Origin of the sequence: Lentzea nigeriaca (assembly GCF_016907955.1) — a bacterium.
Classification (GTDB): domain Bacteria; phylum Actinomycetota; class Actinomycetes; order Mycobacteriales; family Pseudonocardiaceae; genus Lentzea; species Lentzea nigeriaca.
In genome coordinates this window covers 39410-58835 of the sequence record NZ_JAFBCX010000008.1, presented here as the reverse complement: position 1 = coordinate 58835, position 19426 = coordinate 39410, and the positions used below count along the sequence as shown (strand labels likewise).

At 67.0% G+C, this 19426-nt stretch carries 20 protein-coding genes, 1 tRNA gene and 1 pseudogene; 8 read left to right on the top strand and 14 right to left on the bottom strand.

What is annotated here, in order from left to right; all coding sequences use genetic code 11:
• Nucleotides 1-31 precede the first annotated feature (31 nt).
• On the top strand, nucleotides 32-964 hold the full coding sequence (locus tag JOD27_RS26795) for a cobalamin biosynthesis protein (RefSeq protein ID WP_204765049.1): 933 nt from the start codon (nucleotides 32-34) through the stop codon (nucleotides 962-964).
• Here the strand turns inward: JOD27_RS26795 and JOD27_RS26790 are convergent.
• Genes JOD27_RS26790 through JOD27_RS26775 form a run of 4 tightly spaced genes read right to left on the bottom strand, consistent with a single transcriptional unit; the run spans nucleotide 872 to nucleotide 3410 of the window.
• Nucleotides 872-1690 (bottom strand): SURF1 family cytochrome oxidase biogenesis protein, encoded by an 819-nt coding sequence (locus JOD27_RS26790; RefSeq protein WP_204765048.1) that lies wholly within the window; start codon nucleotides 1688-1690, stop codon nucleotides 872-874. The two genes, JOD27_RS26795 and JOD27_RS26790, sit on opposite strands and share 93 nt — an antisense overlap.
• 4 nt (nucleotides 1691-1694) lie before the next feature.
• Nucleotides 1695-2243 (bottom strand): DUF1349 domain-containing protein, encoded by a 549-nt coding sequence (locus JOD27_RS26785; protein WP_204765047.1) that lies wholly within the window; start codon nucleotides 2241-2243, stop codon nucleotides 1695-1697.
• A gap of 4 nt (nucleotides 2244-2247) precedes the next feature.
• On the bottom strand, nucleotides 2248-2961 hold the full coding sequence (locus tag JOD27_RS26780) for a fructosamine kinase family protein (RefSeq protein ID WP_307830335.1): 714 nt from the start codon (nucleotides 2959-2961) through the stop codon (nucleotides 2248-2250).
• A complete protein-coding gene (locus JOD27_RS26775; protein ID WP_204765045.1) occupies nucleotides 2958-3410 on the bottom strand; it encodes a low molecular weight protein-tyrosine-phosphatase in 453 nt (150 codons plus the stop codon). The genes JOD27_RS26780 and JOD27_RS26775 overlap by 4 nt, the downstream gene beginning before the upstream one ends.
• Before the next feature lie 63 nt (nucleotides 3411-3473).
• Here JOD27_RS26775 and JOD27_RS26770 point away from each other — a divergent pair, with 63 nt between their 5' ends.
• Genes JOD27_RS26770 through JOD27_RS26755 form a run of 4 tightly spaced genes read left to right on the top strand, consistent with a single transcriptional unit; the run spans nucleotide 3474 to nucleotide 6276 of the window.
• Nucleotides 3474-3680: a hypothetical protein gene (locus JOD27_RS26770; RefSeq protein ID WP_030472678.1), complete on the top strand. Its 207-nt coding sequence runs from the start codon at nucleotides 3474-3476 to the stop codon at nucleotides 3678-3680.
• Between the two features lie 36 nt (nucleotides 3681-3716).
• Nucleotides 3717-4712, top strand: coding sequence for an Rv2231c family histidinol phosphate aminotransferase CobC (gene cobC / locus JOD27_RS26765; RefSeq protein WP_204765044.1), 996 nt, complete (start codon nucleotides 3717-3719; stop codon nucleotides 4710-4712).
• Nucleotides 4709-5542, top strand: a complete 834-nt coding sequence (locus tag JOD27_RS26760; protein WP_307830334.1) for a Nif3-like dinuclear metal center hexameric protein — start codon at nucleotides 4709-4711, stop codon at nucleotides 5540-5542. Before cobC ends, JOD27_RS26760 begins: the two co-directional genes overlap by 4 nt.
• Nucleotides 5539-6276, top strand: coding sequence for a zinc ribbon domain-containing protein (locus JOD27_RS26755; protein WP_204765043.1), 738 nt, complete (start codon nucleotides 5539-5541; stop codon nucleotides 6274-6276). The genes JOD27_RS26760 and JOD27_RS26755 overlap by 4 nt, the downstream gene beginning before the upstream one ends.
• Nucleotides 6277-6560: 284 nt before the next feature.
• Here the strand turns inward: JOD27_RS26755 and JOD27_RS26750 are convergent, their stop codons facing one another.
• The 5 genes and pseudogenes from JOD27_RS26750 to JOD27_RS26735 all read right to left on the bottom strand — a co-directional run bounded on the left by JOD27_RS26750 (nucleotide 6561) and on the right by JOD27_RS26735 (nucleotide 10952).
• Complete coding sequence (locus JOD27_RS26750) at nucleotides 6561-8033, bottom strand: alpha/beta hydrolase (RefSeq protein WP_204765042.1); 1473 nt, start codon at nucleotides 8031-8033, stop codon at nucleotides 6561-6563.
• 34 nt (nucleotides 8034-8067) lie between these two features.
• Nucleotides 8068-8265 carry a hypothetical protein gene (locus JOD27_RS45255; RefSeq protein ID WP_239569038.1) on the bottom strand — a complete coding sequence of 66 codons (198 nt, stop codon included), beginning with the start codon at nucleotides 8263-8265 and terminating at the stop codon, nucleotides 8068-8070.
• Between the two features lie 4 nt (nucleotides 8266-8269).
• Nucleotides 8270-8341, bottom strand: a pseudogene (locus JOD27_RS47235) (hypothetical protein); the annotation flags it as partial.
• Nucleotides 8342-8461: 120 nt separating this feature from the next.
• Complete coding sequence (locus JOD27_RS26740) at nucleotides 8462-9847, bottom strand: FAD-binding oxidoreductase (protein ID WP_204765040.1); 1386 nt, start codon at nucleotides 9845-9847, stop codon at nucleotides 8462-8464.
• A 271-nt stretch (nucleotides 9848-10118) separates the two neighbouring features.
• A complete protein-coding gene (locus tag JOD27_RS26735) occupies nucleotides 10119-10952 on the bottom strand; it encodes a class I SAM-dependent methyltransferase (RefSeq protein WP_204765039.1) in 834 nt (277 codons plus the stop codon).
• Nucleotides 10953-11158: 206 nt separating this feature from the next.
• Here JOD27_RS26735 and JOD27_RS47230 point away from each other — a divergent pair, with 206 nt between their 5' ends.
• Complete coding sequence (locus JOD27_RS47230; protein ID WP_372441744.1) at nucleotides 11159-11866, top strand: helix-turn-helix domain-containing protein; 708 nt, start codon at nucleotides 11159-11161, stop codon at nucleotides 11864-11866.
• A 486-nt stretch (nucleotides 11867-12352) separates the two neighbouring features.
• On the opposite strand, the gene JOD27_RS26725 is transcribed toward JOD27_RS47230, so the two are convergent.
• From JOD27_RS26725 to JOD27_RS47225, 4 genes are all read right to left on the bottom strand, one after another.
• Nucleotides 12353-14257 carry an nSTAND3 domain-containing NTPase gene (locus JOD27_RS26725; protein ID WP_275591802.1) on the bottom strand — a complete coding sequence of 635 codons (1905 nt, stop codon included), beginning with the start codon at nucleotides 14255-14257 and terminating at the stop codon, nucleotides 12353-12355.
• Between the two features lie 8 nt (nucleotides 14258-14265).
• Entirely contained in the window at nucleotides 14266-14934 is a 669-nt protein-coding gene (locus tag JOD27_RS26720) for a DUF2225 domain-containing protein (RefSeq protein WP_204765037.1), read from the bottom strand.
• Nucleotides 14931-16004 carry a trypsin-like peptidase domain-containing protein gene (locus tag JOD27_RS26715; protein ID WP_204765036.1) on the bottom strand — a complete coding sequence of 358 codons (1074 nt, stop codon included), beginning with the start codon at nucleotides 16002-16004 and terminating at the stop codon, nucleotides 14931-14933. Before JOD27_RS26715 ends, JOD27_RS26720 begins: the two co-directional genes overlap by 4 nt.
• A gap of 1014 nt (nucleotides 16005-17018) precedes the next feature.
• On the bottom strand, nucleotides 17019-17474 hold the full coding sequence (locus JOD27_RS47225) for a Rho termination factor N-terminal domain-containing protein (protein ID WP_372441743.1): 456 nt from the start codon (nucleotides 17472-17474) through the stop codon (nucleotides 17019-17021).
• 314 nt (nucleotides 17475-17788) lie between these two features.
• Between JOD27_RS47225 and JOD27_RS26705 the strand changes: the two genes are divergently transcribed.
• Nucleotides 17789-18118, top strand: a complete 330-nt coding sequence (locus tag JOD27_RS26705) for a hypothetical protein (protein ID WP_204765035.1) — start codon at nucleotides 17789-17791, stop codon at nucleotides 18116-18118.
• On the opposite strand, the gene JOD27_RS26700 is transcribed toward JOD27_RS26705, so the two are convergent.
• Nucleotides 18100-18182 (bottom strand) — tRNA-Leu (locus JOD27_RS26700). The genes JOD27_RS26705 and JOD27_RS26700 overlap by 19 nt on opposite strands.
• Before the next feature lie 123 nt (nucleotides 18183-18305).
• Here JOD27_RS26700 and JOD27_RS26695 point away from each other — a divergent pair.
• A complete protein-coding gene (locus JOD27_RS26695; protein WP_204765320.1) occupies nucleotides 18306-19370 on the top strand; it encodes a bifunctional RNase H/acid phosphatase in 1065 nt (354 codons plus the stop codon).
• The last annotated feature ends 56 nt before the right edge of the window (nucleotides 19371-19426 follow it).

The following is a 19426-nucleotide window of genomic DNA, read 5'->3' as shown; positions in this document are numbered from 1 at the left end:
ACCGTGCCTCCAGCGAGCTGGGGAGGATGCCGTGGGCGCGGGGCGCGCGTTGGGGTTGTTGCTGGGCGTGGCCGCGGACGCGGTGTTCGGTGATCCACGCCGATTTCACCCGGTAGCGGCATTCGGCACCTCGGCCGCGGCGCTGGAGAAGCGCGTGTACGCCGACTCCCAGGCGGCCGGCGTCGCCTACACGGCCGCGCTGGTCGGCGGAACCGTGGCCCTCGGCGTTGCCGTGGAACGTGCTTCCCGCCGCCACTGGCTGACGCAGGCGCTCGCGACCGGCGTGGCGACCTGGGCGGTGCTGGGCGGCCGTTCCCTGGCGGCCGAGGGCACCTCGATGGGCCGCGAGCTGGACTCGGGCGACCTGGAGGCCGCTCGCGCGCGGCTGCCGCACCTCTGCGGCCGCGACGCCGCCCGCCTGGACACGCTCGGCCTGGCGCGCGCCACCGTCGAATCCGTGGCCGAGAACACCTCGGACGCCGTCGTGGCGCCGCTGTTCTGGGGCGCGGCCTTCGGAGTTCCCGGGTTGCTGGGCTATCGCGCGGCGAACACGCTGGACGCGATGGTCGGCCACAAGTCCCCGCGCTACCTGCGTTTCGGCTGGGCCTCCGCCCGCCTGGACGACCTGTTGAACCTGCTGCCGTCACGGCTGGCGGCGTTGCTGACGGTCGGCGGCGCCCCTGTCGTCGGCGGCTCGGCCTCGCAGGCGCTGGAAACCTGGCGCCGCGACGCGTCGGCACACCCGTCACCCAACGCGGGCCAGGTCGAGGCGGCCTTCGCGGGAGCGCTGGAGATCCGCCTGGGCGGCCGGACCGTCTACTCCCACGGCGTCGAGGAACGCCCGGTGCTCGGCCACGGCCGCAACCCGGACTCAGGTCACGTGACGCGTGCGGTCGAGCTGTCCCGCGTCGTCGGCTTCGGGGCCGCGTTCGTCAGCGCCCTCATCGCCTTCTTCCGCAAGTAGCTCGGCGATCGACTTCTTCCGCTTGGGCCCTTCGTGCAGCACGCCACCCGGCCGTGCCTCGCGAATGGTGAAGTACAGCCACCCGCCGACAGCCATGACCCCGAACGCGATCCACTGCAGCGCGTAGGAGAAGAACGGCCCCGACTCGAGCCGCGGCAACGGCAACGTGTCGAGCGCCCCCGGCTGGTTCTCGATCAGCTGGTAGTAGCCGGGCTCGATGTTCTCGCCGACCGCCTTGTTGTTGATCGAGTAGATCTGCCGCCGCCCGTCCTGCTGGAACGCGGGCTGCTCGTTCGACTCGTTGGGCCTGGCCAGCCCGATGATCGTGACCTCGTCGGCGGGCGGCTTCGCGAAGTCCGGCGGCTTGATGCCGTTGACGGGCCGGACATACCCGCGGTCGATCAGGACCGTGTGGCCGGTCGTGGTCCTGAACGGCGTGATGACCTCGAACGCGGCCTCACCCTGCACGGTCCTCAGCCGGGCCAGCGCTTCCAGCTCCGGCAGGTAGCGACCCTTGATCTCGACCTTCTGCCACTCGTCGTGCCGCGTGCCGAACGGCACCGGGTCGCTCTTCAGCGACTTGGTGATGGCGGCGTTCTGCGCCTGGCGCTCGTCGTTGCGGCCGAACTGCCACGGGGACAGGAAGTAGACGCAGGCACCCGCGAACACCCAGACGGCCAGAGTCAGCGCCAGCCAGCCAGGCCTGAGGAGGAACTTGAAGCGCACAACTTCACGGTAGATGCGTGACCTGGACCTCGTGGAACTGGGTCACGAACCCCTCACCTTCCGGCGACGCGGCCATGACCCCGACCTTGGTCTCGATCTGCGGCGGGAAGTAGGCCTTCCGCAGCACGTTGACCGGCTCCTCGCCATCAACGCCGTACCGCACCCACACCGCGTCACCTTTGCGCTCGGCGACGACGGTGAACCGCTCGAACTCGTCGACAAGCGCCAGGTTCCAGTCCGAGAAACCCCTGGTCACGACCGTGCTGGCCTGCAACTTCCCGTCGAACACCTCGACCCCGGCCTTGATCCAGTTCTCGCCGTCGATCACCAGCCCGACCCCGGCGTGGTCGTACTGGGCCGCGTACTCGCCGCTGAACGTCGCGGTGATCGTGAAGTCACCGGCCAGCGTCACGCCGTAGAGGTGGCCGTTGTCCCGGATCACGCCGTTGCCGGTCAGGCGCCAGAAGTCCGACGACGGGTCGGCGTGCACGGTCAGGGGATCGGTCGACCACTTCCGCGGCTCGTTCAGCCACGTCCACCCAGTCAGGTCCATGACCTCATCCTCGCAAAACCGAGCGTGCCGCAGCCAAGGCTTCCAACCGGTATCCGCCACCGAACAGCACGGCGTGCACGAGCAGCGGGAACAGCTGGTGCAGCTTGACGCGCTCACGCCAGCCGTCGGCCAGCGGAGCCACCTCCTGGTAGGCGCCCAGCACGTGGTCGAGGAACGGGCAGCCGAAGAGCTGGAGCATCGCGAGGTCGCTCTCTCGGTGCCCGCCATGGGCCGCGGGGTCGATCAGCCACACCTGGCCGTCGGCGCCCCACAGCACGTTGCCGCTCCACACGTCGCCGTGCAGCCGTGCGGGAGGCTCCGGCGGACCGGCCAACGACGTGATGCGCGCGCAGACCTCGCTCATGTCGATGCCGGCCATCTCGGCATACGGCTGGATGCGTTGTGACGCGAACCACTCGGGCCACGACGGTGCGGGCTCGTTGACCATCGGGGCCATCCCGATCGTCGCGTCGCGCGGGCCGCCGGGTGGTGGGGCGCCGAACGCGGGGGCGCCGGCGAGGTGGAGGGTCGCCAGACGGCGTCCGAAGGTCACGGCTGCCTGAAGATTTGGCGAGCCGTGCGGGACCTCGTCGATCACCAGACGGCCGCCGTCGTGGGAGTGCACGAGCGGAACCGGCGGGCCGCCCTCGACGCGCAGCCACCGCAGGCCGGCCGCCTCGGCAGCGGTGACCTGCGGTGACTGGTGCTTCGTCCTCACAGCTGCTCGCGGACCCACGCGATCATCCCCGGCATGGCTGCCTCGATCATGACCAGCACTTCTTCGAACCCCGACCGATCCCCGTAGTACGGATCCGGCACGTCCACGCCGTCCGCGTCCGGGTCGAACGAGCGCAGCAGCCTGATCCGGTCCGGACCGGCCATCCGACGCAGCGCCCGCAGGTGACCGGTGTCGAGCGCGACCAGCAGGTCGGCGTCCAAGTGCAGGTCAGAGACCTGGGCGGCCACGTGGTCGGTCGGATATCCGTTGTCCGCCAACGTCTTCAACGCTCGGGGGTCGGCCGGGTCGCCGACGTGCCACCCACCGGTGCCCGCGCTGGACACGGTGACCAAAGACGACAATCCTTCGCGGGACAGCCATTCTCGGAAGACGAGCGCAGCCATGGGGGACCGGCAGATGTTGCCGGTGCAGACAAAGGCGACCTTCACCGCCACACGGTAACGCTCAACCGCTGTCGCAAGATGTACGGACAAACGACATGGAGGCCGCCCATGCAGACTGGTACCGACGTGCCCCCGCAACGGGAGATCATCGGGTGCACCGACGCCCTCGGGCGCCGTCGTGCGTTCGAGGTGTACCTCAACGAGAAGGGTCGCGTCTGCTTCCGCACCCCGCCCGGTGAGTCCGCGCAGCTCGACGCGTTCCAGCTGGACGAGCTGATCAGCCACCTCACCGAGCTCCGCCGCTACATGCAGTGACGCGGTCCTCTGAGCTGGTCGCCTAGAATTCCGGCGATGACCAGCCCGGACCTGCGCCACCACGGTGACGTCGACGCCGCACCTGGCCTCGCCGACTTCGCCGTCAACGTGCGGGTGCCGCACCCGCCCGCTTGGCTGCGCGAACGGCTGGCCGCGGCGCTCGGCGATCTCGGCCGTTATCCCTCGAAGCTCGCCGAGGAGCGCGCCCGTGCGGCCGTCGCACGCCGCCACGGGCGCTCTCCCGACGAGGTTCTGCTGCTCAACGGTGCCGCAGAGGGCTTCGCGCTGCTGCCGAAGCTCTCGCCGCGCCGGGTCGCGATCGTCCACCCCGGTTTCACCGAGCCCGAAGTGGCGTTCCGCGACGCCGGAATTCCGGTCGAGCACGTCTTGCTCGACGGCGACTTCACGCTGTCCCCGACGCGAGTGGACGTCGATCTGACCGTCATCGGCAATCCGACGAATCCCACGTCGGTGCTGCACTCGCGCGAAGACATTAAGGCCCTGCCCGGCAAGCTCGTCGTGGACGAGGCGTTCATGGACGCCGTGCCCGGCGAACCGGAGTCGCTCGCGCACGACCCGGACGTGCTGGTGCTGCGCAGCCTCACCAAGACCTGGGGCCTCGCCGGGCTGCGGGCCGGCTACTTCCTCGGCGACCCGGAGACGCTCGCGAAACTGGCCCACGGGCGCCCGCACTGGCCCGTCGGCAGCCTGACGCTCGAAGCGATCACCGCGTGCTGTGAGCCGGAGGCGCTGGAGGCCTCGCGCCGGTTCGCGCTGGAGGCCGCCGAGCACGCCGCGTACGCCTTGGAGCAGCTCCAAGACGTGGTCGTCGTGCCGCCGAAAGCGCCGTTCATGCTGATCAGGGTGCCGAGGGGCACGCGCGAGGCGTTGCGGGACAAGGGGATCGCGGCACGCCGTTGCGACACGTTCCCCGGTCTCGACGACACGTACCTGCGTGTGGCGATCCGGCCGCCGGAGGAGTTCGCGGTGTTCGTGGACGCGTTGCGGGTAGTGATGGAGGAACTGGCGTGAAGCTCGCCGACGTGATCGCGGTGCTGGAGTCCGCGTATCCGCCGAAGGCAGCCGAGAAGTGGGACGCGGTCGGGCTGGTGTGCGGTGATCCGGCCGAGGCGGTCACGCGCGTCCTGGTCTGCGTCGACCCGACCTCGTCCACTGTGGACGAGGCGGTCGAGCGCGGCGCGCAGCTCGTGCTGGCGCACCACCCGCTGCTTCTGCGCGGCGTCAACGGAGTTCCAGCCGACGACCCCAAGGGTGCGTTGGTGCACAAGCTGATCCGGAACCGCGCCGCCTTGTATTGCGCGCACACCAACGCGGACAGCGCTCTGCCCGGTGTCTCGGACGCGCTGGCGAAAGCCATCGGGCTCACGGTCGCCGGACCGCTCGAACCCGCTCCCGCCGACCTGCCGGAGGACACCGGTTCGGGTCGCATCGGCGAGCTGCCAGAGGCCGAGCCGCTGCGGGTCTTCGCCCAGCGCGTGGCCGACGCGCTGCCCGCCACGGTGCAGGGCGTGCGTGCCGCCGGCGACCCGGAACGCCTGATCAAGCGGGTCGCGGTGTGCGGAGGCGCGGGCGACAGCTTCCTGGGCACCGTGCAGCGTGCCGGTGTCGACGCCTACGTGACGGCCGACCTGCGCCACCACCCCGCGAGCGAGCACGTCGAGTCCGGCGGCCCCGCGTTGGTCGACGTCGCGCACTGGGCCAGCGAGTGGCCGTGGTGCGAGCAGGCGGCGGAGATCCTGAGAGAGGCGTTCGGCGGTAGGGTCGACGTACTCGTCTCCACCCGCCGGACCGATCCGTGGACAGTCGGTGCGACGAGATCAGCAGCAGGAGGACATGCGTGAAAGCCGATCCCGCAGTGCAGCGCAGGCTGCTCGACCTCGCCGAGGTCGATGCCGAACTGGCGCGTGTCACCCACCGTCGCCGCACGCTGCCGGAGATCGCGGAGATCGCCGACGCCGAGCAGCTGGTCCGCACGAAGCAGGACGCGCTGGTGGCCGTCGAGACGACGCTGGGCGACCTCGACCGCGACGTGAAGCGCCAGGAGACCGAGATCGACCAGGTGCGCGCCCGTGAGGAGCGCGACCGCAAGCTGATGCAGTCCGGCTCGGTCGGCGCGAAGCAGCTCACCGACCTGGAGCACGAGCTCGCCACCCTGCAGCGCCGTCAGGGCGTCCTCGAGGACGACCTGCTCGAGCTGATGGAACGCCGTGAGGCCGTCGAGGCGGACGTGTCCTTCGCCCGCGTGGAGCTCGACAAGGCCCGCGAGGCGCTGGAGGCCGCCACGAGCCGCCGCGACGCCGCCCTCGCCGACCTGGAGTCGACCGAGACCAGGCGCACCGCGGATCGCTCGGTGATGGCCAAGGGCTTCCCGGACGACCTGTTGAAGCTCTACGACCGCCAGCGTGAGCAGCGAGGCATCGGCGCGGCGCCGTTCCAGTCCCGCCGCTGCGGCGCGTGCCGGATCGAGCTCGACCGCAGCGCGCTCTCGAAGGTGAAGGAAGCGGCCGCAGACGAGGTCGTGCGCTGCGAGGAGTGCGGCGCGATCCTGGTCCGCGTCGGAGAGCCCCGCCAGTGACGTGCGGGGCCCGGCGCCGGTCGGGCCCTCCCGCGGCTTGATGTCGCTCATCATGCCCCTGACCTCGAGCGTCTTGCCCTGCGTCTTGCCCAGCGCCTCGACCAGCCGGTTGAAGATGCCGACCATGTGCGTCAGCGTCTTGTCGACGAGCGATCCCACGAGGTCGGCGACGTCGGAGACCGCGAACGCGCCACCTCCGCCCCCGGTTCGCCGCTGGTCATCGCCGTCGCCATGGCCGTGGAACTCCCCTCTTCGCGGCGGTCCGCGCGTGGTCGGCGTTCGGATCAGGCAGGGCAACGGCGTCCGGCCTCGGGCACCGTCACGTTGACGAGGTAGTCGTCGACGACCCGGTCGACGCACGGCGAGCGCAGGTAGGCGGTGTGCCCCTCGCCCTCCCAGGTGAGGAGCACGCCGGTGCCGAGAGCGGCGGTGAGGTCGACGGCACCCTGGTACGGCGTCGCCGGGTCGTGGAGGGTCCCGATCACCAGCACGGGCGGTGCGCCCGGCGCGTCCGGCCGCACCAGCGGATGCCGCGGCACGTCCCAGAACCGGCAGCCGTACAGGCCATGGGCCAGATATCCACCGAACAACGGGAACTCCCCAGACCACCGCACGGCCGTGCTCGCGACCTCGTCGTCGTTGCGCACCACAGCCCCGTCGTTGCAGCCGATCACGAACGACGCGTCGAAGGTGTTGGGGAACGTGCCGTCGCGCCGGCGTCCGGTCCCCGCGTCGGCCAGGTCGAAGAAGGTGGTGCCGTCTCCCTGCCTCGCCAGCCGCAGCGCGTCCTCGAGCGGGCGCCACCGCGCGTTGTCGTAGAGGGCGGACATGACGCCGAACATCATCGTTCCGCCGGACGTGCGGCGCCGGTCGTCCGGGTTCTCGTGGGTGAGAGGCCTGGTTTTAGCCTGCGCGATCAGGTCGGTGAGCAGGGCCCGCAGGTCACCGAGCTCGGCGCACGACGGCCGGGTCGCGCAGTCCCGCGCGAACTGGTCGAAGGCGTCCTCGAACCCGCGTAGCTGCCGCTCGGCCGTGGAGTTGTCGTCGACGAGCGGAAAAGACGGTGCATCGAGCACCAGCGCGCGCACCGTGCCGGGGAACAGGTGCGCGTACGTCGCGCCCAGCTTGGCGCCGTAGGAGAAGCCCGCGTAGGTCAGCTTCGCGTCGCCGACCGCGCTCCGGATGAGGTCCATGTCGCGCGCGGTGGCCTCGGTGTTGAAGAACTGGGCGGAGTCGCCCAGCCGCGCCTTGCACGACGCCGTCACCCGCCGCAACTCGTTCTCGATCACGGCACGGGTCGCGGGCGCGCGCATGTCCTCGTTGAAGTCGAGTGCGCGGTCGAGGTCCACGTCGTCGTTGCACCGGACGGGCGCTGACTCACCGACGCCACGAGGGTCGAAGCCGATGACGTCGAACCTCTTCAGCAGATCTTCGGAAGCCCTCGTCACGAAGCCGCCGGCGAACTCGACCCCGCTCGCTCCCGGTCCGCCGGGGTTGATCAGCAGCGACCCGATCCGGTCGGTCTGCTGCCGGTGACGGATGCGGATCAGCTTGAGCGAGATGGTTTTCCCCGCGGCGTTGTGGTCGAGCGGCACGGCCAGGGTGGTGCAGCCGACGTCGAACTTGTCGCCGCCGTCCGGGACCAGCTGGCCGCAGTCCGTCCACGCGAGGGCGGGAGGTGCCGACTCGCAACCGAGCAGCGGGAGCGCCACGACGAGCCCCGCGATCACCACGCGCCAGGAGCGGGTCCGGCACATGGAGCGAGGATGACAGATCCTCCCCCGGCTCACCTCAGGAGGCGTTGGCCTCCAGCCAGGGGACGATCGCGGCGACGAAGCCGTCGGGGCTGGTCATGGGCCGGCCGTTCATGGTGGCGACCAGGTGACCGACGCCGAACAGGGCGTCCCACGTGCGGGCACGGCGGTAGGTGTCGGCGGAGACGGCGCGACGGACGTTGTCCCAGCCGTGCCCAGGCCATCTGGGCGGCATCGATGGCGGAGTCGGCGGGCACGGCCATGTCCCAGTCGAGGATGCCGAGCAGCTTCCCGTCCGCCGACCAGTGCACGTCGGACCCGCCGAGATCGCCGTGCACCAGGGCATCCGGCACGGGCTCCAGCAAAACCCCACGAAGCTGATGTCTCCGTCAACCCCGTGGGGTGAATAACGCTGATGTCCGAGGCGCGCGTCAGGCAGGTTTGATGTTGATGTTGCGGTGGAAGACGTTGCCGGGGTCGTAGGCAGCCTTGAGCCGAGCCAGCCGGTCGTGCTTTGCCGGACCGTACGCGGCACGCACGCGGTCCTCCTCGTACTCGGCCATGAAGTTGACGTAGACGCCGGTGTCGCGCGCGCACGGAATCAGCGCGTCGTAGCACTGACGCACCCACGCCCGGTCCAGCTCCAGAAGGTCGGGTGTCGGTGCGACAGCGGCCACGTTGACGACGTACATCGGGTTACGACGGCCTCCGAACGCCGTGTCGTCCTCGCCGGGATCGCAGTACCCGCCGTTCAGGTGGAACATCGGCATGATCGACATCGGCGAGTTCTTCAGCGGAACCATCTCGGTGATCACCGAGATGACGTCGTCGGTGAGGTCGGGCACGTTCAGCGCCTTCTCGTAGGCGTTGATCCCCCACGGCGCACTGTCGTCGATCATGGACTGCAACGCCACGTACGGCATCGGCGTGACGAACTCGAACAGCGGCCCCGCGTCCCGCAGCGGCGCGACCAGCCGCGCGTGCTCCTCCGCACTGCCGAACCCCGCGATCATGCACGCGTAGCCGGGAGCGAAGTGGTGCTGCTCCGGCACGAACGGCGCGGGCGGCGCGTTCAGCGCGGCGACCAGCGAACCGGCCGAACGCGGCAACGAGGGCGCGATCTCCCGCACCAGCCGCAGCATGTCGCCGCCGTGGTCGAGGTCCCAGAAGAACATCCCGAGGTTGACCATCGGCCCCACCTCGTGCAGGCGGTACTCGAACGACGTCACGACTCCGAAGTTGCCGCCGCCACCACGAATCGCCCAGAACAGGTCCGGGTTCTCCTCCGCCGACGCACGCACCAGGCGCCCGTCGGCCAGCACCACGTCCGCGCCGACGAGGTTGTCCAGCGTGAGCCCGTGCCCGTTGGTCAGCCAGCCGAAGCCACCGCCGAGCGTGAGCCCGGCGATCCCGGTGTGGCTGACCGTCCCGCCGGGTACCGCGAGCCCGTGCTCCTGAGTGGCGGCGTCGACGTCGGCCAATGTGCAGCCAGGCCCGCAGACGGCCGTCTTCGCCACCGGGTCGACGGCGACCGAGTTCATCCGGCTGAGGTCGATCATCAGCCCGTTTTCGACACAGGACGCGCCGCTGAAACTGTGCCCACCGCCCCTGATCGCGAGCTCGAGGCCGCTGTCGATCCCAAAACGGACGGCCGCTGCGACGTCCGCCGCCGACTCGCAGCGGGCGATGAGCCGTGGGCGGAGATCGATCATGCCGTTCCACAGTGATCTTGCGTCGTCGTAGTCGTTGTCACCCGGTGTGCTGACGTTCCCCATGAACCCTGCACGCAGCGTGGCGAGATCGGTGTCGATGGTCATCTGGACCTCCCGGAAGGTGAGGAGAGGACCGGACCGTAGCCACCGTCCTCACCAGGGATGTAGGGCCCAGGGGCCCGAGTGTTAGCCCATCCGACCCATTTTGTTCCGTCTAAGGGACGTCTCGGCTTTGGGCTTACCGGCCGTGAGCACACCACCACTGGCCGGGGATCGGCGCGCGTGTCGCGTCTGTGGTGAGGCCGGCACGCGTACGCGACGGGCACCCAGCTCGAACGGAACTCGTGCGCAGACCCGCACTGTGCGGTCACGAAGGTCAGAAGCGGTAGCGCAGGACCCTGGTCTTGCGGATCGCCTTCTCGCTGCGCCGGCTCATCTTGATGACCGTGCGCATCATCAGGGGCAGCATGTCGACCTCGGGCGTGAGCATGGTGCTGGCCTCCTCGGCCAGCTTCAGCCGGGCGTCCCACCTTTCGGGCAGGTGCGGGTCGTCGAATCCGACGTAGGGCGTCTCGCGGAGTGCTGCCCGCATCATCGGCGGCCCGTAGTGCTCGCCGATCCACCGGTTGAGCCGCCCCTGCTGGCGGCCGTAGTCGTTGAAGGCGATCTCGCCGGCGTGGAAGTGCGCGACGAGCCGCTTGAGCAGGGCCTCGATCTCGCCGTTGGACAACCAGGCCACGAGGCCGTCGCCGACGATCATGGCCGGCCGTTCCGTCGGGATCCGGTCCAGCCAGCTCACGCCGCGCACGTCGGCGTCGACCGGATGCACCCGTGGGTGTTCGCCGAACACCTCGGTCCGCGCCTCGATGATCTCGGGAAAGTCCACGTCATACCAGTCCACAGTGGGCGGAGTCTCGACTCGGTGCTTCCGGTGGTCCAGGCCCACGCCCAGATCCACCACGATCGCGTCGGGATGCGCGGCCACGAATCGGCGTGTCATGTCGTCCACGATCTTGGCGCGCACGGCACCTGCCCAGACCAGTGAGTTGATCCTGACCGCGGTGAAGTCGTAGTCGATCTTGCCGATCACCTCGTCGGCCAACGTGTCGTGCAGCACCGACTTCGGCCGGCGGCTGTCCAGCGCTCTGGCGTACAGCGTCATGAGCGCCGTCCACTGCACCGGGCTGAACCCGTGAACATCAATTCCCATCGCCACTTCCCCCTTCGTTTCCTGCACCGGAAAGCTACTTTGCGTTTCTCGAACCAGCAAAGCTCGCGGGGTCGAACTCCGCTGAGAAATAAGGGTGATCAGCGTGATTGCAATGGGCCTGATTGGAAACGCAACCGGGGTCGACGTTGCAATGAACTGCGCGGCAACACACACTTGTGTATCCGTGACGCGGGAAAGGACCACGCATGCCCGGAGGCCGCCTGACCCAACGGGACCGCGAGGACATCGCCGAGGGGCTGGCCGAGGGACTCGGGTACACCGAGATCGCGCGGCGGCTCGGTCGGCCGACGTCGACGGTCAGCCGGGAAGTTGCCCGGAACGGCGGCCCCGAGCGCTACCGCGCGGATCGAGCCCAGCGGGCCACCGGCCAACGCGCCCGTCGCTGCCGGCCGACCCCACCGGCGCCGCGGCCCGGTGACCTCGACGACGGACGTGATGCACAGGTGGTACGCGCGCTCGAGGAGCGGTTCACCGAGCAGATGGTCCAGACCGGGTTTCCCCGCATGATGGCCCGCGTGTTGGTCAGCCTGTTCACCAGCGACACGAAGGGCCGAACCGCCGCAGAACTGGCACAGCGGCTGCAGGTCAGCCCCGGCTCGATATCCAAGGCGATCCAGCCGCTGGAGCACATCGGTCTGCTCAGGCGGGAACGCGCTGCGCGCGGCCGGCGCGACCGGTATCTGCTGGACCGGCACCTCGGCGTGCACGCGTGGACCACCAACGCGCAATCCATCCTGCTCTGGGCGCAGGAGGCCAGGCACGGTGCCGAGGTACTCGGAGTCGACACGCCGGCGGGCGCCCGGATGGCGGAGATGGCGCAGTTCCTCGACCTCGCTCATCGCGGCATGATGACCACCGTCGAGCACTGGCTGCGCCGTCACCCGCGGCGCTGAGCACAACCTGGATCTGAGGGTTCCCGAACTCTCGGCAGCAGTGAGCGTTGTCGGTGCGGGCAAGCCTCGGTTCGGCACTCGCCGCCGCGTGCTGTTCCTCCGCCCAAGTCCAAGCGCGGCTCGACGGGCTCGAGGATGTGACGACGATCATCACGGAAGGAAAGGCCGGAAAGGCTCGCGAGACTTTACGAGGATCTCGGAGTTGAACTCAGGCACGACATAGCAGAGAGGTCGTCTATTGGACGACCTCTCTGCGTGTGTTCAACGTACGTGTCCGAGGGGGGACTTGCTCGCTAAGCACACGCCTTACGCCGCGTTAAGGGTGCCAGTTCGATTCGTCCCCGCCGGCCCCGCGTCTGCACGTGTGCGGACGGCTCGGCAGGACGGTTTGGGCTGGACTGGCCTATACCGGCACTTTCACGTGCGGCTTGGGGCGCGACGAGTCATAAGCTGCACCGCCGTAGCCGCAGCAGTCGGCAACGGGACCTAGCTCTCAAGGTATGCACGGAGCTTCGCGGGTGCTTTCGCTCTGGCTTCTTCTTCGAAGCCCAACGAGACCAAAGACGCGATTGCTGCCTTCGCCACCGTGGGTGACTGGTCATCGAGGAGTATGAGGAGTGTCGATGCCGACTCGTCCCTGTCCTGGAGGAAGCGGATCTGGCGGGCTAGCTGGTAGCGGACCCAATCGTCCCAGGTTGTCGCCAGTCGCCGCACGAGGCGTCCGCGCCGTGCAGAGCTCACCGGGGCGCCGATGAGCAGGCGCATGAGAAAGCGGTCGTTCCAGGTGGTTTCGGCGTGGGCGTGCAGCGTTTCGCGTTGCTCGGCCGGTAGGTGGTGGCTCTCAGATATGACGTGAAGACGTGTCACTTCCCGTAGGTACGGATTCGGTCTATCCAACAGCCCGCTGAAGAACCTGGGGCCCCATGTCGTCAGCCAATAACGATCGCTGTAGTGCACAAAGCAGCGGAGCGCCGCTATCGCTACCGACTGTTCACTCGAACTCGCGGCACGAACGAGTAGCAGCCGTACCAACTCAAGCAGCTGCGGGTCGGCTCGGACTCGCTGGTCGAACGCTTCCTCGATCGACGGATGGCGTAGGGAAACGAAAGTGTGAGAAAAGGTATCCCTGACCTCGACGTAATCGGCCAGCTCAAGTACGGCACGATCCCACGACACCAGCTCGGGTCGGCCGAAGTCTCCCTCCGCCAGGGCGTCCTCGAAGAGCCTGCGAGTGATGTCGATGTTGACGTCGAAACTCGAGAAGAAGTACGATGTGCACAGAAATCCGTGCTGCCACAGCGGAAAATCGCGCAACGTCAGGGCGAATTGCTCCACGATGTCATGGTACGAAGGCAGCTCGGTGAGCGCCTCCTTGATCTTCTTGACATTCCTAGTGGCTGTGATGAACAGTGCGATGTTGTGTGGTGCGCGCAATTCTGCGGCCACGGCCGTCATTATGTCTGGTGTCGCCTGGTGGCGCCAGGCAACTCGGTACTCGCGAAGGTAGCGCTCAATCAACTCGAATAGATCTTCCTGATCATACGACTTGTCGAGCACCAGTTGCTGGCTCAATGTTACGACGTAGTCGGCTAGCAGATTGGGGATCGCCTGGTTGAACACGTGTGAGCGTGACGTGATCACCACGCGTACGTCGGAGTTCTTGACGATCCGGAAGAACGATTTGAGGTTGTCCACGAAGTCTCGCATATCGAGTGGGACGGTCGTGCCGAACGGGTCCTCGAGGTAGACTGCGCTTCCTTTTGGGAATAGTTGTTTGATCTGGGTCTCGAAGTTGCCTTCCGGTGACTGAAGCGCGGTGGCCAGCCGATTGGAGTTGATCCATCGAGGTGGGCGTCCTTCATCTCGATACAACTCCCACAACAGTCGCACCGCGCTGTAGGTCTTCCCCATGTGCGGATCGCCGAGGATCACCACGGCGTGCTGTTTCGCCAGCACCTGGCGGATGCGGTCGTACTGCTTGGGTGGAACGAATAGCCGGTCGATTGCCCGGTATGGGCTCAGCCCTGTGGAGTCGGAAGCGTCGAGGGCCAAGGCATCGGCGAAATCCTCCGGAGTTGCTCGTCCCGGCTGTGTTATGGCATCGGCCAGATCGATGAGTTCGGCTCGCAATTCCTCACCGGCAATGGCCGCTGTTCCGTGCAGCACCCGGATAATCGGCGGTCCGTCGATGGTATCCGCTGCGTACTCGCCGCAGCGGTGCACGAGATCGGCTATGAACTCGGAGGTCGAGCCCTGATAGCGCACTTCGTTCAAGAGGCCAGCAGGAAGCCCTGCATTCGTCAGCATCGCCCATCGCGCACCAGGCACGTGCATCTCGGGCACGCGTTTCAGTAGCTCGCTGGCTCGGCGGCGGTGGCTGGCCCTCAGCATGGTCGTGCTCAGCTTTCGGTGTCGGTGCCGCCAGCAATGCCTCGCGCGGCCAGCTCAGCTTGTCTCATCGCGATGTCAGCGACCCACTTCTGACCTTCGTTGCTGCGGGCCAGCGTCTCGGCCTTGACGAACCATGACCTGGCTTCGTCGAACGCGCCGCTGCGGCGATGCAGCTCACCTATGAGATAGATGATCGCAATGGTGTTGTCACCACACTCATCGTTGTCGATGGCGCGTTCGAAATGCTCAATGGCCTTGTTGCGGTAGTAGGTGCCCTGGTCGTCGCGGACTTCGCCGAAACTCTCTCGGCAGCACCAAGAGGCACGCAGGTAGTAGTCCGCCACGGCTCTGTCACCCTGCCTGCGCCATTCTGCGATCCATGCGGCGTACTCGTAGCGACGCGAAGCAGTGCTCCGTTCGTCGCGGACCAGCGGGGTGAGGCGTTCATTGATCAATCGAGCTGCTTCGCGGGATATCTCGCCGGAAAAGTGTGTGTCGTGACCGCTGAACCCGCAACTCGCGCAGGTGTGAATGAGGTATTCCAGGATGTCGGCGCCAGCCGTACGCGGTCGGAAGTCGGTGTCCGTACCCATTCTGGTGTAACTGGTGAGGGCGTCGACCGTAAAATTGTTTCCGCAGTTGGGGCACTGGAGTTTCAGGGGGTGATGCGTGGTCATCCGGGATTCTGCTCCAATCGGACGTCGGTATCGGGTAACGCAGCGCGCACGTGATCTGGAAGGTCGTGAAGAATTTCACTGATCAGGATTCCCTCGTTGCGAAAGAATCTACGCTGCGTGGTTGGCTCGATAATCATTCCGCCTGCGTGGTGTACAGCGCAAACCGTCCAATCATCCGTGAGCACGGGTGCTCCAGACGAACCCGGCAAAGTGGAAGTCACATACTGCACCACGCCGCCCCCGATGTACTCGACGAGGTTGTCCCGCATGGCGATTTGCTTTGGCTGCCCTCCCGGATGCTGGATGACGTTGACGCGATCACCCACCGCCACTTGACACGCCCGCAGGGGCAAGTACCCCCAATTGTCGCCAGGGCGTCCGTCGAGTTGAACGAGTGCATAGTCGAGGCTCTCGCTGGTGTGAAAAATTCCATCTGGCCGTGCCTGGAAGTCGTGATGAATCTCGGGCCTGCCGTCGACGTCGTCTTGGTAGTTGAAACGGTACGTGGTGCGTGCGGCACATTCGGCGTCCGGAAGGACGTGGTTGTTTGTGAGCAGCAGGTCTGGTCCGACCAGGAAGCCGGAGCCTGACCAGCTGAGCTTCGCGGTGTTGAGTTCCAGGTAGGCGACAGAGCGCGACACCGCCACCGCGGCCGAGAGGAACGCGATCGGCCGCAACGTGTTAGAGCGGATGATCTTCTCGGCGACGTCGGCGATGGATCCACGCCACGAGGCGATATCAGGCGACAGTGCAATCGGGGTCATCAGGTCGTAGCGGTCGAGCAAGTCGGCGAGGAAAACCTGGCCTTCCTGACCGGCGAATCCCTTGAGTAGATTCAGGAACAGGCCCAGCGCATGTGGGCCCCCAGGCAGGCGGCCGTAAGCCAGCAGGTGGTTGACGATGGTGTTGACAGCCTCGAACGGTGAACCGGACACGTCGATGTTGGGCGCTACATCGGAGAGGCCTGAGAGTTCGAGCATGTCTCGCCGGGACTGCTCAGTCGCCAGCACAGGCATTGAACGCAGCATCGATACCAGTTGCTGCCGATGGGCGAGTGCCAGTTCTGCCATACCATCCTCCCCGTCGGTACTACTTCATCGCGATGGCGGCACCCTGAGTTACAGGGGGTGACCGGTTCGTGCCACCGGCCCTTCCCGGGAAGGGGTGGCGATCTATCTGGCCACCTCGATCTGGTGACGCGGACGTCATACTGGTCGGTGCAGGCACGGCCGTGGTCGTGGTCGCATCCGGTCTGGCCTTATGTGGGCTCGGCAAGGTCGCCAGGCTGAAGTGCGCCTGGTAGCGGAGGCCGAGTTTCGGTCGGCAATCCGATGGGTTGTGGTTCGGCACCACACCGGTATTACGAGAACCAGGTTGAGCCGAGCGTGACGCTAGAGGTGTCGTTGGGCATCGGGGAGAACCTGACACTGATGTCGATCACGTCCGCAGTGTGCTCCATGGCCGTCCTGCTTGAGGTAGTCCAACAACGCCGAAGCGCGGACGCTGGAAGCGTCCGCCCTTCGGCGTTGTTGTCCGAGAGGGGACTTGCTCGCTAAGCACACGCCTCGACCTAGCCTGAGCCTGGTCGTTGCCTCCTCCCGGTCGTCCTACGGCCCAGCGGCTGGGACGGCCTCCAAGGACGGGTTGCATCGCACATCTACCTGTGCGGACACCTTGATCCACTGAGGTGGGACGGGGACGGCAAGCCTGTCCCACCCTCACGTGCATCGACCTGAAGCGGCCTATCCGTCGTAGTCTCGTTGGATAGGACGGGGCAAGGTTGGGCGCGGCTTGGCTGCCGCGACGGATGCGCGGTGACCACTCGCTCTAAGTCTCATTGCGGGCCGTCGGCGACGGAGGGGTGAGTCCTGCATTTCGCCGTTTCTGAATCAATGTGCGGCAGGCGCTGATAACGCCGGCGATCCCAGCAAGGGTGCCACCGGCAGCGGGCGAGTGAGTGATGAGAACGGCGAAGGCCAGGAGGATGACCGCAACTGGCCACAGCAGGGTGCGTGCGCGTCGAGTGCGCTCGTCATCGTCCAGCATGTATCCGATCAGCCCGGGCGGTGAGGGTTTCGAAGTGTTCACAGCGCGCGCTCCCCGGTTGCCTTGGTGGCCATGCGAAGTGGAATCGACCTCGTCAGTAGCCGAACCGCATGAACCGCCTGCCGCCAGCGCGAGATCCCATCGGCGGCGAGGTAGTACAACTCGCTGTTGAATTCTTCTTCGTACCTCGCGCGGGTGTCGTCCGGCAGCAACCTGGTGGCCCATCCCGTCATCTGACTTGCGACACGACCGATCGGCACCAGGTTGGTGCGCCGCACGGTTTCGCTCTCGAGTTTCGGGGCTTCCTCATCGGAAACCTCCTCTACAGTCTCGGGCTTGAGCTCCGTGTCCTCGGGTTCGGCCTTCGACGGATGTGGAACTGTTGAACGGCCTTGTTGGTTCTTGATGGCTGCAATCAGGTCGGCCTTGCGCATTCCTGCGACACCGGTGATGCCGAGTTTAGTGGCCAGCTCGCGAAGCTCTGCCAGTACCATGCCGGACAGTCCCGCACGGCGTCGCGGAGTATTGCTGCCGGCGTACGTGAGATCAGATCTCTTAGAGGCTGTAGCAGCGTTGATCCGGCTGGTGCGATCGATCGGAGTGGCGGGCTGACTTATGCGGCGCCGCCGAGTTCTCCGAGTGGTGCTGGCAGTCGGAGTGGCGTGGTGGCCATCGCCGCTGTTGGGGTCGTCGTCGTGGTCCATCTCACTCATCGCTGGCGGCTCTCCTCGCGTCTCAGGACAACGGCGAGACCGGCACGCCTAACCATGCTGCTGCGAGGCAACGGCTCGTCGATGCAGAGGCGAAGTTGCGGCGATTCCAGGACGCCATAGCGGCAGGTATCGACCCATCCGCACTCGTCGAGGCAATCAACGAAGCGCAGGAGAAGCGCGCGGCGGCTCAAGCCGAGCTGAGCGGGGTGCCGAAACGCGTTGGAAGAAGTGCCGCCGAGATCCACGCGATGATTGATTCGCTCGGTGACGTGAGGAAGGTAATCAGGCGGGCAGACCCCGACGAGCTGCAAAGACTGTATGAGGCGCTGAATGTAGAAATCGTCTACAACGCAACGGGCCGGATGCTCGATGCGAGCATCCGGCCCGTTGGTAGGGATAAAGCCAGTGTCCGAGGGGGGACTTGAACCCCCACCCCCTTGCGGGGACTAGCACCTCAAGCTAGCGCGTCTGCCATTCCGCCACCCAGACTTGCCGCTCAATCATAGATGACCCCCGAACGGCCCCTTGCACGGGGGTCCCGCAGCCGTGCCGGCACGACTCCACCGCTGACGAGATAGGTTGAGAACGCAGCAGAGGAGGCCGCCGGTGAAGGTGATCGTCGAGGCAGACGGCGGGTCGCGGGGCAATCCCGGGCCGGCCGGGTACGGGGCCGTCGTCCGCGACAAGCTCACCGGCGAGACGCTGGCCGAGCGCAAGGGGTTCCTCGGTGTCGCCACCAACAACGTGGCCGAGTACCAGGGGCTGATCGCGGGGCTGCGGGCGGCGCGGGAGCTGAACGCCGAGACCGTTGACGTGCGGATGGACTCCAAGCTGGTCGTCGAGCAGATGGCCGGGCGTTGGAAGATCAAGCACTCGTCCATGCAGCCCTTGGCGCGTGAGGCGCAGGAGCTCGCCAGGACGTTCCAGAAGATCACGTACGAGTGGATCCCGCGGGAGCGCAACCGGCAGGCCGACCGGCTGGCCAACGAGGCCATGGACGGCGAAACCAAGGTCGACGAGAGCAAGGAAGGCGACAAGCAGCCGCACTGGAGCGGTGCCACGGGCGATCCCACGAGGTTCATCCTGTTGCGGCACGGCCAGACCAAGCTGTCGGTAGAGCGGCGGTACTCGGGCCGCGGTGATCACCCGCTGACCGAGCTCGGGCTGGAGCAGGCGGCGAAGGCCGCGCAGCGTCTCTCCAAAGTGGACGACATCGCGGCGATCATCTCGTCGCCGCTGCGACGGACCGTGCAGACCGCGCAGAAGCTCGGTGAGGCCACGGGGCTCGATGTCGTCACCCACCAGGGGCTCATCGAGACCGACTTCGGCACGTGGGAAGGGCTGACGTTCGCGGAGGCGGCCAAGCAGGACCCGGAGGTCCACCGGCGGTGGCTCGGCGACACGAGCGTGCGGCCGCCGGAGGGGGAGAGCTTCGACGAGGTCAACGCCAGGGTGCGGAAGGCGCGCAGCGAGATCATCGCGAAGTTCGGCGGGCAGACGCTGGTGCTCGTCAGTCACGTCACGCCGATCAAAACGCTCCTGCGTCAGGCGCTCGACGTCGGGCCGCAATTCCTGTTCCGCATGCACCTCGACCTGACGGGTGTTTCCATCGCCGAGTTCTACCCGGACGGGCACGCGTCGGTGAAACTCGTCAACGACACCTCGCATCTGGGCTGAAAAAGCTTTGTGGGGAACGTGTAGGGCGCCTCGGCAGCTTCCTTTCCCGGCCGTGA

Coding starts and splice junctions, on each gene's coding strand:
- JOD27_RS26785 (WP_204765047.1), bottom strand. CDS start 2,243: ATGGACCTGACTGGGTGGACGTGGCTGAACGAGCCGCGGAAGTGGTCG.
- JOD27_RS26770 (WP_030472678.1), top strand. CDS start 3,474: ATGCAGACTGGTACCGACGTGCCCCCGCAACGGGAGATCATCGGGTGC.
- cobC (WP_204765044.1), top strand. CDS start 3,717: ATGACCAGCCCGGACCTGCGCCACCACGGTGACGTCGACGCCGCACCT.
- JOD27_RS26750 (WP_204765042.1), bottom strand. CDS start 8,033: ATGTGCCGGACCCGCTCCTGGCGCGTGGTGATCGCGGGGCTCGTCGTG.
- JOD27_RS45255 (WP_239569038.1), bottom strand. CDS start 8,265: ATGCCGCCCAGATGGCCTGGGCACGGCTGGGACAACGTCCGTCGCGCC.
- JOD27_RS26740 (WP_204765040.1), bottom strand. CDS start 9,847: ATGACCATCGACACCGATCTCGCCACGCTGCGTGCAGGGTTCATGGGG.
- JOD27_RS26735 (WP_204765039.1), bottom strand. CDS start 10,952: ATGGGAATTGATGTTCACGGGTTCAGCCCGGTGCAGTGGACGGCGCTC.
- JOD27_RS47230 (WP_372441744.1), top strand. CDS start 11,159: ATGCCCGGAGGCCGCCTGACCCAACGGGACCGCGAGGACATCGCCGAG.
- JOD27_RS26725 (WP_275591802.1), bottom strand. CDS start 14,257: ATGCTGAGGGCCAGCCACCGCCGCCGAGCCAGCGAGCTACTGAAACGC.
- JOD27_RS26720 (WP_204765037.1), bottom strand. CDS start 14,934: ATGACCACGCATCACCCCCTGAAACTCCAGTGCCCCAACTGCGGAAAC.
- JOD27_RS26715 (WP_204765036.1), bottom strand. CDS start 16,004: ATGGCAGAACTGGCACTCGCCCATCGGCAGCAACTGGTATCGATGCTG.
- JOD27_RS47225 (WP_372441743.1), bottom strand. CDS start 17,474: ATGGTACTGGCAGAGCTTCGCGAGCTGGCCACTAAACTCGGCATCACC.